The following is a 12,190-nucleotide window of genomic DNA, read 5'->3' as shown; positions in this document are numbered from 1 at the left end:
CCGCATGCGGCGCAAGAGCGAAATAGAACTTGTTATATACAGCGCGTCCAATTACTCCTGACGTGCGATGGGCGAGACCGTGAGCAGCGGCCTGCGGACCGACTGGCACACCCCGTCGCTGCGCCGGGCCGCCTCGGCCCGCTCCTCGCTCGGCCGGCCGTACGACGTGGTGCGCTGGCGCAGCGGGCGGCCGGTCGGCGCGACCATGGCCGCGATCTCGCTGATCGTCTTGTAGGAGCCGTTCTCCGAGCCTGCCATCCGGCTGATCGTCTCCTCCATGAGCGTGCCGCCGAGGTCGTTCACGCCTCCGGCGAGCACGTCCCGGCACAGGTCGTCGCGCAGCTTCACCCACGAGCACTGGATGTTGCGGATCGCGCCGTGCAGCATGATCCGCGCCAGGGCGTGGACGGCCCGGTTCTCCCGTACGGTCGGCCCCGGCCGGGCGATCCCCGCCAGGTAGATCGGGGCGCTGTGGTGCACGAACGGCAGCAGCACGAACTCGCTGAACCCGCCCGTCTCCTCCTGGATCGACCGGATCAGCCGGATGTGGCGCACCCAGTGCTCGTGGGTGTCCACGTGGCCGTACATCATGGTCGAGGTCGTCGGGATGCCGACCCGGTGGGCGGTGGTGATGACCTCGATCCACTCCCGTGCGGGCAGCTTGCCCTTGGTCAGCACCCACCGCACGTCGTCGTCGAGGATCTCGGCGGCCGTGCCGGGCAGGGAGTCGACCCCCGCCTCCCGCGCCGCGTGCAGCCACTCCTCGACCGACAGGTTCGTACGGCTCGCGCCGTTGACGACCTCCATCGGCGAGAACGCGTGGACGTGGATCTCGGGGCAGCGTTCCTTGACGGCCCGGGCGATGTCGAAGTAGGCCGTGCCGGGCAGGTCGGGGTGGATGCCGCCCTGCATGCACACCTCGGTCGCCCCGGCCTCCCACGCCTCCTGCGCCCGGTCGGCCACCTCGCTCAGCGACAGGGTGTAGGCGTCGGCGTCGGTGCGCCGCTGGGCGAACGCGCAGAAGCGGCAGCCGGTGTAGCAGACGTTGGTGAAGTTGATGTTCCGGTTGACGACGTAGGTGACGTCGTCGCCCACCGCCTCGCGGCGCAGCCCGTCGGCGATCAGGCACAGCTCGTCCAGGCCGGCGTCGTCGGCGCCCGCCCCCGACTGGTCGCCGGCGAGGTCGAGCAGCGTCAGCGCCTGCTCGTCGGTCAGCCGCGCCGGGTCCGCCTCGGCCTGCCGCAGCGCCTCCCGCACGTCCGCCCTGACAGACCCGTCTCGCCCGCCGCTGGGCAGGCGCTCGCGCAGGGCGTCCCAGTCGCCGTACACGCTGTCGAAGTCGGCGCGGCGGTCGCCCGTGCGGCCCTCGGCGTCGACGGCGGTGTGTAGGTCGGCCCGCCCGCCGGTGACGAGCCCGCCGAGTCCGCCGTCGGGCTCCTGCCAGGGACGGCCGCGGGGCACCGCGTCCTCCCGCGCGAGCCCGGTGGCCGGGTCGGCCAGCGCCGCGACGTGCTCGGTGAGCCGGGGGTCGAGCCACGGCTCCCCCGCGAGCACATACTCGGGGTAGATCGTGAGGCGCTCGCGCAGCGTGAAGCCGGCGGCGGAGGTGCGGGCCGCCAGGTCGTCGATCTGCGGCCACGGGCGCTCGGGGTTGACGTGGTCGGGCGTGAGCGGGGACACGCCGCCCCAGTCGTCGATGCCCGCCCGCAGCATCAGCGCGTACTCCTCGCCGATGAGGTTGGGCGGCGCCTGCACGCGGACCTTCGGGCCGAGCACCAGCCGCGTCACCGCGATCGTCGCGGCCAGCTCGTGCAGGTCGGCGTCGGGCATCCCGCGCATGGCCGTGTCGGGCTTGGCGCGGAAGTTCTGGACGATGACCTCCTGGATGCCGCCGTACTCCCTGGCCACCCGGCGGATCGCGAAGATCGACTCGGCCCGCTCCTCGATCGTCTCGCCGATGCCGATCAGCAGGCCCGTCGTGAACGGCACGCTGGAGCGACCCGCGTCCTCGAGCACGCGCAGCCGTACGTCCGGGTCCTTGTCGGGAGAGCCGTAGTGGGCCTGGCCCTTCTCGGTGAACAGCCGCCGTGAGGTGGTCTCCAGCATCATGCCCATCGAGGGCGCGACCGGCTTGAGACGCTGCAGGTCCTTCCAGGTCAGCACGCCGGGGTTGAGGTGGGGCAGCAACCCGGTCTCCTCCAGCACCCGGATCGCCATCGCCCGGACGTACGACAGCGTGTCGTCGTACCCGTGGGCGTCGAGCCACTCGCGCGCCTGGTGCCACCGGTCCTCCGGCCGGTCGCCGAGCGTGAACAGCGCCTCCTTGCACCCCATCGCCGCGCCCTGGCGGGCGATCTCCAGCACCTCGTCGGGCGACAGGAAGGCGCTCGGCAGCTTGTGCGGCGCGGTGGCGAACGTGCAGTAGCCGCACCTGTCCCGGCACAGCCGGGTCAGCGGGATGAACACCTTGCGGCTGTAGGTGATGACGCCGGTCCGTCCGGCGGCCTCCAGTCCCGCGTCCCTGACCCGCGAGGCGTGTGCGAGCAGGGCGTCCAGGTCGTCGCCGCGGGCGCGCAGCAGGATCGCCGCCTCGGCGAGATCGAGGGTCTTGCCGTCCCTGGCCCGCGCGAGTGCCCGGCGGGTGCCGCTGTCGGAGCTGACGTTCGGGGGTCGCTTCGCCGTCATACGCCGCACCCTATGAGGCGTGAGTCCGTCCGGCGCACTCAGCCCCCGGCCGCGCGTACGGCCGAAGTCATGGTGTACGCCCTCCGGGGAGTTTGCGGTCGCAGGGTATGAGTGGTGGGGCGGGATCGACGGACGGGCGGGGAATTGGTGGCCGTTATGAGGGTGGATAGTGCGTTTTGTCTGGCCTCGGGGGCCCGGTCGCTGGCCGTCGCGACGCTCGTTATCGGGTTGTCGGCGCCGCTCGCGGGTGAGGCGTTCGCGGCGCCGTACGCCGGGCACGGCGACGGATCGGGCAAGGGCCACGCCAAGCAGGTCACGGACGGCCGCAACACGGCCAACACGCCCGCGATCGCCAGCGCCCCCCGGCAGGTGTCCATGGGCAGGCGCAACGTGAACGCCCCCGCCGGCAACAACGGCCTCGCATTCGCCGGCCTCCAGCAGGAGACGAGCGTCGGCGTCTTCACCAACACCCTCAGCGGCACGTGCCACGCGGGGGTCGAGCACTGCGGGATCAACCAGGACCTGAAGACGGGCGAGGCCGGCGGTGCGCGACGCACCGGACGTGGTCAGAAGGCCCGGTAGTCGCGCGGGGCCATGCGCGGGCCGCGCGCCGGCGGCCGGACGCCGCTGAGCTCGATCAGCCTGACCACGCGGTGGCGGTGCCCCCGGAACGGCTCGAGCAGGTCGAGCATGCCGTCGTCGTCGGTCTTCCGCCCGGTCAGCGCGTAGCCGACGATCCCCGGCAGGTGGAAGTCGCCCACGCTCGGGGCGTCCGGGTCGCCGTGGGCCCGCTGGCGCACCTCGGCGGAGGTCCACACGCCGATCCCCGGCAGCGCCCGCAGCAGGCGGTCCGCCTCCGCCGACGCCTCCGTGGTGCGCTCCAGCTTCTCGGCGTGCCGGGCCGCGTTGACGATCGTCCGGGCCCGTACGGCCTCCGCCCCGGCCCGGTGCCAGTCCCACGACGGGATCGCCCGCCACACCTCGGGCGGCGGGATCACGTACATGCCCTCGGGGGCCGGGCCGGGGGCCGGCTCGCCGTACCGGCGCATGAGGAACCGCCAGGCCCGCCACGCCTCCCTGCCGACCACCTTCTGCTCCAGCACGGCGGGCGCGAGCGCCTCGAAGACCCGCAGGGAACGCCCGATCCGCAGCCCGGCGGCACGGTCGGCCAGCCCCGCGACGAACACGGCGGCGCGGGCCTGCCGGGCAACGCCCGAGCGGGTGAGCCGCGCGAGCATCGCGGCGAAACCGGCCACGTCGTCGTCGGCGCCCAGCAGCGACGGAAGCGTCTCCAGCAGCCAGTCCGCCCCCGGCCCCCACGCCTGCCCGAGGACCTCGCCGCGGCTCACCGTGACGCGCAGAGTGCCGGGCCCTTCGGGGGCGCGCGAGGTGCGCCAGATCGCCCCGTCCGGGGTACGCCGCCAGGCCGGGTCGCCTCCCCCGCGCCGGTGCGGCGACAGTGTCAGCGCGACGTCGAGCGGCGCCGGCGGCCGCCAGCGCCTCTCCCGGACGGCCGCCGCGGAAGCGGCGGGAACGGTCACTGCCCCCCGTCACACGTCGCTGGAGAAGCGGACCGCGCACTCGGGCAGATTTACCCCCGGCCAGACGCGCATACCGGAGGTGAGCTCATTGCCGGGGCCGATGAGCGCGCCGTCGCCGACCACGACCTCGCGCAGCACGGCGCCGGAGGCGACGCGGGCGCCGACGCCGACGACCGAGTCCACGACGGTCGCGCCCGACGCCACGTGGCAGTCCTCGGACAGCACGCTGCCGCGCACGCTCGCGCCGGCCTCGACCGTGGCCCGGGAGCCGACGACCGTGCCACCGGTGACCTTGGCCTCGGGCGACACGACGGCCCCGTCCAGCAGGAGGCTCTCGCCCACCGGACCCGGCAGCGCGGGCGAGCCGAGCTTGCCCAGCACCAGGTCGGCCGAGCCCTGCACGAACGCCGCCGGGGTGCCCACGTCCAGCCAGTACGAGGTGTCGGCGTAGCCGAGCACCAGCTCGCCGGCCGCGATCAGTCCGGGGAAGGTCTCCCGCTCCACCGACACCACCTGGCCCTCGGGGATCGTGTCGATGACCGAGCGCTGGAACACGTAGCAGCCGGCGTTGATCCGGTTCGTCACGGGATTGGGCGTCTTCTCCAGGAAGGCGCTGACCCTACCGTCGTCGTCGGTCGGCACGCAGCCGAATCTCGACGGGTCGTCCACCTCCGTGAGATGGAGGGTCACCGCGGCCCCCCGTGAAACGTGCAGGTCCACCTGCGCCGCGATGTCGTGACCCGACAGGATGTCGCCGTTCAGCACGAGCACCGGCGCCTCGGGCGGGCAGGTCAGCGCCCGTGCGGCGTTGCGGATCGCGCCGCCGGTGCCGAGCGGGGTGTCCTCGGTCATGTAGACGATCTCCAGGCCGAAGCCCGACCCGTCGCCGAACGCCTCGCCGAACATCGAGGCCCGGTAGGACGTCGCGAAGACCACCCGGCGCACCCCGTACGCCCGCGCCTTGGCCAGTTGGTGCGCGAGGAAGGGCACCCCCGCCGTCGGAAGCAGCGGCTTGGGCGTGCTGAGCGTCAGCGGTCGCAGACGCGTACCCTGGCCGCCCACGAGAAGGATCGCCTCAAGACCATCCGGCGACCGCACAGAACTCTCCCTCACAGCCGCGAGGGTAGCCTAGCCGGGCCCTTCGCATGGCTCGCCGCCGCCGACCGTTGTGCGGACGTTTCATGACTGCCCGCAATTTCCGTTCGCATAACCCCGAACCGAGCGACACGCAGGGCTGATTTTTGCCTCAAAAACGGACGCGCGATAATCGGGATGCCGCCGAGCAGCTAACGGATGAGTCCATACGGCGTGTCTTCGAACGGTCACCTGGAGGATGCCGTGGAGAGAAGACGTCTCAGGCAACTTTTGGAAGGAGCAGATGAAGCGCGCTTGCTGGCGCGGGCAGCGCTCGATGCCGGTGCTGAGTACGTGCTCTGGCCCGGAGCCGTGACGACCCGAGACCTGATCTCTATTTACGAGAGAAGGGAGCGGAGACTGCGCCGCTCCGGCCGGCCCTCGTTAGGTTTCGGCACGGCTGTCAACGAACTTCGCGCGTATCACGGCGTCCAGCTCACACTGGGATACGTCGATGACACACCTCCGGGTGGATACCGCTTCCAGCTCTTTCTGGATTCGGAACTCACGGAGGTCGTCGCCTGTCTGGGAGTGAGACCATCCGGCCGCTGATCGGAAACTTTCATGGACCCTCGCGCCGATTCGCCTCCCTAGCCTTCGACGGCCCGCTGGTAGGCGACCAGGTGGGCCTCGGCGGAGTGCCGCCAGGTGAACTCGCGTGACCGGGTGACCCCGGCGGCCGCCAGCGACTCGCGCCGTTCCGGCGACTCCAGCAGGGCGCGCAGCGCCCGCGCGATGCTGTCGGCGTCGGGCTCGGTGTAGGCCACGGCGTCGCCGCCCACCTCGGGCAGCGAGGCGCGGTGGGTGGTCAGCACGGGCGCACCGCAGGCCATCGCCTCCAGCACCGGCAGCCCGAACCCCTCGCATCGCGATGGGGAGGCGACCACGAGCGCCCCGCCGAGGAAGCCCGGCAGGTCGGCGAAGGGCAGGAAGCCGGGACGGACGACCTTCACCTTCTGCGGCAGCGCGGCGATGGCGGCGTCGACCTCCTCGTCCCACGCGGGACCGCCCGCCAGAACCAGCGCGGGCGGCGAGGACAGGTGGGCGACCGCCCGGCCGAACCCGGTCACCAGGCTCGGCACGTTCTTACGCGGCTCCAGCGCGCCCAGATAGGCGACGTACGGCCGGCCGTGCAGGCCGATGCGCCCGGCCACCCGGCGCACCTCCTCGGGCGCCGGCGGGTGGAACAACGTGGGATCCACCCCGTGATAGGCGACGTCGATGCGGGTGGGGTCGGCGTCGAGCACCCGGACCAGCTCGTCCATGGTGGCCTTCGAGGGCACGATCACCCGGTTGGCGTGGCGTACGGCGGTGCGGGTGGCCGACCGGAAGAACGAGGCCCTGACGGGGTCGTGCTGGTCGGGGTCGGTGAACGAGGTGACGTCGTGGACGGTGGCCACCGTGGGCAGGCCCGAGCCCAGCGGGATCGAATAGTAGGGGGCGTGGATCACCTGGGCGCCGGCGTGCCGGGCCAGGACCGGCAGCCCCGTCTGCTCCCAGGCCAGCCGCTTGTTGCGGTTGGTGATCGCCGGCGGTCCGGAGAGGATCCGCGCCGAGGGGGCCAGGGCGGCGTACCGCTCGGCGTCCGCACGCTGGCAGACCACCGCGATGTCCGCGCCCGCCTCGTGCAGGGCCGCGACCAGTCCATCGACATACCTGATCAGGGCGCCGCGATCGGCGGGGACCGCGGCGGCGTCGACGAGCACCCGGGGTGTCAAGTGAATCGCTCCCCTCACTGGGCCCGCACCGACCGGGAGGATCACTCCCCGCCCGCGCGGTCCCGCTGGTTCCGGCGGTGTTCCGGCAGGGGCCAGGGGCCCCGCGCCACGAACTGACGCCTTCCCCCGCATCCCTCCCTGTCACTCTATTTCCGGCGTCCCCCGAAACGTGAGTGATATCACATGAGGATCATCTCTCCGGGTGTGCGACCCGCGTCGAATCCACGGATTCAGGCCCGGGCTACGGGTTCCTCCCGCGTACGGACCGCGCGCCGGGAGGCCAGACCGGCGGCGCCGGCGCACACCAGGTCGCCGACGGACACGATGAGCCGGGAGCACAGCGCGGCGGCGATGGCGGCGGGCCGGTCGAGCACCGGGGCGAGCGCGGCCACCATCGCGACCTCCCGCACACCGGCGCCCGCCGGGGCGATCACGAACACGAACCCCAGGCACCAGGCGAGCGCGAAGGCGCCGAAGCTCAGGATCACGGCCGAGGGCCCGCCCGCCCCCAGGCCGTGCACGATCAGCGCCAGGTGCACGCCGTACGCCGCCCAGCCCGCCAGGGCCCAGCCGCACGCGACGAGCACGCCGCGCCGGGTGAGCGGCCGTTCGAGCGGCGGGCGGCGCAGTGTGCGCAGCCCGAACGCGATGACGCCGTTGACCACCTTCGGATGCAGGGCGGCGGCGACCACGGGCACGAGCAGCAGCAGCCAGGCGTATCTCGCGACCGACTGCCCGGCGAGCACCGGCAGCGTGACGACGGCGACCAGCAGGCCGGTGCCGAGGTAGATCGGGTAGGTCAGGAAGAAGGCGGCCGCGCTGCGCGAGCGGGGGATGCCGTGGTCGCGGCCCATCTCCATCTGCGCGAGCATCGGCCACACGGATCCGGGGATGTACTTGCCGAGCTGGCCCACGAAGAAGATCTTGGACGCGTCGGTGAACGCCAGCGGGGAACCCAGGTCGGTCAGCAGCGCCCGCCACATGAGCATCCCCGACAGCAGCGCGCCGAGCACCGCCACCAGTGAGCCGCCGAGTTCCGCCCACGACAGGCGGGCGAACCCGTCCGCCACGGCGGTCCACTGGCTCGCCACGGCCCAGACGCCGAACCCCAGCGCCACGAGCAGGAACAGCGCGCGTACGGCCTTGCGGCGGCTCATCGGGACGTGCGGACCGGCTCGGGGGCCTGCGGGAGCGGCGCGCCGAGGGGGCGTCGAGGTGTCTTGGTCGCGACCCACAGGTAGGTGGGGACGACCGGCAGCAGCGCCCGCAGGGCCGGGCGCGGGGTCCGCTCCAGCGTGGCCTTGGCGGCGCGGCCGACGGCGCCGGGGAACAGCTCACCCCCGGCGAATCGCTCGGGCGCGGCCAGCACCGGGAACGTGTAGTCCCACACGTGGAAGTCCGCCAGCATCCGCCGCAGCCCGGGCCGGGTGCGGAAGCGCTCGTAGTAGTGGTCGGCCCGGCCGAACGCCCGCACGTACCGGTCCGCCGCGGCGGGCGGCAGGTAGGACAGGAAGGGCAGCTTGTAGTGCGGCTCCATGACCCCGAGCCGGTTGCCCAGGCCCAGGTAGAGCACGCCGTCGTCGGACAGCACACGGTGCATGTCGGCGATCACGGCGTCGGGGTCCACCACGTGCTCGTAGATGTGGTTGAAGACCAGCACGTCGATCGAGCCGTCCGGGAACGGCAGCCGGGAGCCGTCGGCGCAGACGAACGCGACTCGCTCGCCGAACCGGTCGGACGCCTTGCGCAGGCCCGGGACGTCGATGTCGAGCCCGAGCGTGCGGCGCGCGCCCGCGGCGGCGAGCTCGTCGGCGATGAACCCGGCCGAGCACCCGACGTCGCCGACCGTCAGCCCCGACAGCGCCTCGCCGGGCTTGGCCGCGTCCCTGCCCAGGAAGTGCGCGAGCACGGCGATGATCTTCGCGGCCTTGCGCCGGCGCTTGTCCTCGTCGAGCATCGCGGCCTGGAACTCGGAGTATTCCAGCTGGGCCGCGCGTTCCCCGCTCACCGGTCGATCACCCTCGCGTCCTGCCTGTCGTCCACGCTGCCCAACAGTACCCGTGCCCGCCCCGCCCCCGTCTCCCGATCAGCCGACCCTGTGGATAACCCGCGCGGCGGACCTACCGATCAGTAGCTTCAGGCTTTACTCTGGGGCGCGTGCCGCGCCTGCTGAACCGCCTGCGCTCCAGCCCGCTGCTGCGGGTGCTGCTGGCCCTGGTCGCGCTCGCCTTCCTGGCGTACGGCCTCGCCCGCAACTGGACGGAGACCTCGGCCGCCCTGTCGCGGCTGTCGTGGTGGTCGCTCGGGGTCTCGTTCCTGTCCGTGCTCGCCGGGCTCTGGTTCATGCTGGTCGCCTGGCGCGACATCCTCGCCGGGCTCGGCTCGCCCCTGCCGCTGCGCGTGGCGGCACGGGTGCTGTTCGTCGGCCAGCTCGGCAAGTACATCCCCGGCTCGGTCTGGGCGTTCGCAGCGATGATCGAGCTGGCCCGCGACCACGGCGCGCCGCCGCGACGGACGTTCAGCGCCACCGCCCTCGGCCTGGTGACCTCCCTCGGCTGCGCGCTCGCCCTCGCCGCGGCCACGCTGTCGCAGCAGATCGCCAGGCAGGCGTGGTGGCTGCTCGCGCTTGTCCCGATCATCCTCGTCGGCCTCCACCCGCAGGTGATGACCTGGGGGCTCAACCTCGCCCTGCGCGTCGCCCGCAGGGAGCCGCTCGACCGGGTGCTCAGCGGCACGGAGATGGCCAAGGCCGCCGCCTGGACGATGGCCGGCTGGCTGGTGTACGGCGTGCACCTGTGGGTCCTCATCGGCGGCATGCGGCCCGCGGGCCCGTCCCTGTACGCCGTCGCGGCCGGCGCGTACGCGCTGGCCTGGGCCACGGGCATCCTCACGGTCGTGGTCCCCGCCGGGATCGGCGTGCGGGAGGGCGCGATGGTCGTGGCGCTGGCGCCGGTGCTCGACACGCCGAGGGCGCTGGCGATCGCCGTGGTGTCCCGGGTGATGTTCACCGTCGCCGACGCCGCCTGGGCCGGGCTCGGCTTCCTGCTCGCCCGCGGCCACGCCGCCCCGGCCGGTCAGCTCCCCGACGCGGCCAGCAACGTGTCGAGGTAGACGGCCCAGTGCGGCTCGGGATCGACGGGCGCGACGCCCGCCCGCAGTCGCTCGGGCGTCCCCGGCTCGTAGAACCGCTTGATCGCCTCCGCCAGGGCACCGGCCGAACCCGGCTCCACCAGCAGGCCGTCCACGTCGTCGCGTACGTTGTCGGGAAGCGCCCCGACCCGGGTGGCGATCACCGGCACGCCGTGCTCGTGACCGAGCCACACGTTCTGGCTGGCGGTCGCCGACCGGTAGGGCAGCACCAGCGCGTCGGCCTCGGCGAACAGCCCCGGCACGTCCTCGGCCGCCACGTATCCCGGCCGGATCTCGACTCGGCCGGCCAGGCCGAGCCGGGCGATCAGGGCGCGGGTCTCCTCCAGGCCGCCCCAGAACTCGCCCGCGACCGTGAGCCGTACGTCGGGCACCTGCGCGACCGCCTCGAGCAGCAGGTCGAGCCCCTTGTAGGGCCGGACGATGCCGAAGAACAGCAGGCTGCCCCTGGGCCCCCGGCCCGCCGTCTCCCGGGCGCCGCGCGCGGGCAGGTGCGGCGCGAGGGCGGCCACCCGCACCGGCGCGCCGGTGAGCGCGCGGGCGAGGTCCGCCTGCTGTTCCGAATGAGCGAGCACGCCGTCCACCCGGCGCAGCAGCGCCTTCATCAGCGGCCTGTCGTACGGCTTGCTCTCGTGCGGCAGCACGTTGTGACACAGGGCCACGACCCGGGCCCTGCGGCGCAGGCCGTACAGGATGCCCAGGTATGCGGGCACCTGCACCGGGCTGAGCACGGCGAGCACGACCAGGTCGGCCCCGCGCAGCCGCCGCCCGCAGGCCACCCAGCCGTCCGGCCGCCGCCAGTCGAGGTCGCGGCGGGCGCCCGGGTAAGGCTCGCCCTCGGGGCTGTCGATCGTCTGCTGCCCGGGATACAGGAACGAGGGGTACTGCGCCCGCCACGACTCGATGACCACGTCGTGGCCCCGCGCCCGCAGCCGGTGGGCCAGTTCGGTCGTGTGCTGCGCCCCGCCGCCCTTGTACGGATACGTCGGGCCGACGATCGCGATCCTCACACGTCACCTCTGGAGCGCACGATCAGGTCGGCCAGCAGGGCCACCGCCCCGATCAGCATGCCGGACAGGAAGGTCACGACGGTGTTGCTGGTGAGGTAGAAGGCCAGGTGGCTGATCATGTCGTACACGCCCTTGACCAGGCCGATGCCGACCAGCCAGAGCGCGGGCGGCATGAGCACCTTGAGCGGGTTGAAGTACATGACCATCCGCAGCACCTGCAGGATGTAGCGGTAGGCGTCGGAGACGAAGTTGAACTTCGACTTACCGGCCCGCTTCGAGTACTCGATCGGCAGGTAGTAGACGTCGTGCTGGTTCGACATGAACGCCAGCGTGATCGTCGTGACGCAGGAGAAGCCGGGGGGCAGCAGCCGCAGGTACGGCTTGGCCACCGACTTGCGGAAGGCCCGCAGGCCCGAGTTGAGGTCGGGGATCTTCTGCCCGGCCAGCCGCTCGGCCACCTTGCGGATGAACCACTTCGCCGGCACCCGCAGGAACTTGTGCGAGCCCTCCTCAGTGGTGCGCGCGCCCACGACCTGGTCGATCGTCGAGTCCTTTTCGAGGATCTGGACCAGCTCGGGGATGCGCTCGTTCGGATAGCTCATGTCGGCGTCGGTCCACACGACGATCTCGCCGCGGGCCTCCTGGCTGCCGATCCTGCGTACGGTGCCCGAGCCGCCGTTGCGGTGGAACGCCCTGATCCGCATGTTCGGGAAGCGCGGCGCGGCCTCCTGGAGGCGCGCGAGCGTCTCATCGGTGGAGCAGTCGTCCACGGCCAGCAGCTCGTAGGTGTACCCGCTGGCGTCCATGGCGGCGCAGATGCGCTCGACCTCGTCGATGACGTGGTCCTGCTCGTTGTAACAGGGCAGGACTATCGTGACGTACGGGGTTTCTGCGGGAGTCACGGCGCTTCCAGAGGTCTCGGGCGTGGTCACGTCGGGCTAGGGTACTCTGCCCC

10 protein-coding genes are annotated in these 12,190 nt (G+C 72.5%); 2 read left to right on the top strand and 8 right to left on the bottom strand.

Annotated features, from left to right (window positions below):
• Window positions 1-51: 51 nt before the first annotated feature.
• The gene (locus IL992_RS07125) at window positions 52-2,685 is read right to left on the bottom strand and encodes a bifunctional FO biosynthesis protein CofGH (protein ID WP_193202507.1); all 2,634 of its coding nucleotides are present in this window, start codon (window positions 2,683-2,685) and stop codon (window positions 52-54) included.
• A 162-nt stretch (window positions 2,686-2,847) separates the two neighbouring features.
• Here IL992_RS07125 and IL992_RS07120 point away from each other — a divergent pair, with 162 nt between their 5' ends.
• Entirely contained in the window at window positions 2,848-3,267 is a 420-nt protein-coding gene (locus tag IL992_RS07120) for a hypothetical protein (RefSeq protein WP_193202506.1), read from the top strand.
• On the opposite strand, the gene IL992_RS07115 is transcribed toward IL992_RS07120, so the two are convergent.
• From IL992_RS07115 to IL992_RS07095, 5 genes are all read right to left on the bottom strand, one after another.
• Window positions 3,252-4,226, bottom strand: a complete 975-nt coding sequence (locus IL992_RS07115; RefSeq protein WP_193202505.1) for a DNA-3-methyladenine glycosylase family protein — start codon at window positions 4,224-4,226, stop codon at window positions 3,252-3,254. The two genes, IL992_RS07120 and IL992_RS07115, sit on opposite strands and share 16 nt — an antisense overlap.
• 9 nt (window positions 4,227-4,235) lie before the next feature.
• Complete coding sequence (locus IL992_RS07110) at window positions 4,236-5,339, bottom strand: mannose-1-phosphate guanylyltransferase (protein WP_319018396.1); 1,104 nt, start codon at window positions 5,337-5,339, stop codon at window positions 4,236-4,238.
• A 611-nt stretch (window positions 5,340-5,950) separates the two neighbouring features.
• Window positions 5,951-7,078, bottom strand: coding sequence for a glycosyltransferase family 4 protein (locus IL992_RS07105; protein ID WP_193202503.1), 1,128 nt, complete (start codon window positions 7,076-7,078; stop codon window positions 5,951-5,953).
• A 230-nt stretch (window positions 7,079-7,308) separates the two neighbouring features.
• A complete protein-coding gene (locus tag IL992_RS07100; protein WP_193202502.1) occupies window positions 7,309-8,235 on the bottom strand; it encodes a lysylphosphatidylglycerol synthase domain-containing protein in 927 nt (308 codons plus the stop codon).
• A complete protein-coding gene (locus IL992_RS07095; RefSeq protein WP_319018395.1) occupies window positions 8,232-9,086 on the bottom strand; it encodes a class I SAM-dependent methyltransferase in 855 nt (284 codons plus the stop codon). The genes IL992_RS07100 and IL992_RS07095 overlap by 4 nt, the downstream gene beginning before the upstream one ends.
• Before the next feature lie 149 nt (window positions 9,087-9,235).
• Here IL992_RS07095 and IL992_RS07090 point away from each other — a divergent pair, with 149 nt between their 5' ends.
• Window positions 9,236-10,189, top strand: a complete 954-nt coding sequence (locus IL992_RS07090; protein ID WP_319018394.1) for a lysylphosphatidylglycerol synthase transmembrane domain-containing protein — start codon at window positions 9,236-9,238, stop codon at window positions 10,187-10,189.
• Here IL992_RS07090 and IL992_RS07085 read toward each other — a convergent pair.
• Together IL992_RS07085 and IL992_RS07080 are read right to left on the bottom strand one after the other, a co-directional pair.
• Window positions 10,153-11,235, bottom strand: a complete 1,083-nt coding sequence (locus IL992_RS07085) for a glycosyltransferase family 4 protein (protein ID WP_193202501.1) — start codon at window positions 11,233-11,235, stop codon at window positions 10,153-10,155. The genes IL992_RS07090 and IL992_RS07085 overlap by 37 nt on opposite strands.
• Window positions 11,232-12,167, bottom strand: coding sequence for a glycosyltransferase family 2 protein (locus IL992_RS07080; protein WP_319018393.1), 936 nt, complete (start codon window positions 12,165-12,167; stop codon window positions 11,232-11,234). The genes IL992_RS07085 and IL992_RS07080 overlap by 4 nt, the downstream gene beginning before the upstream one ends.
• Window positions 12,168-12,190 lie beyond the last annotated feature (23 nt).

Source organism: Microbispora sitophila, assembly GCF_014892245.1.
Taxonomy (GTDB): domain Bacteria; phylum Actinomycetota; class Actinomycetes; order Streptosporangiales; family Streptosporangiaceae; genus Microbispora; species Microbispora siamensis.
The sequence above is the reverse complement of the archived record's forward strand: the minus strand, read 5'-3'. Positions and strand labels throughout refer to the sequence as shown.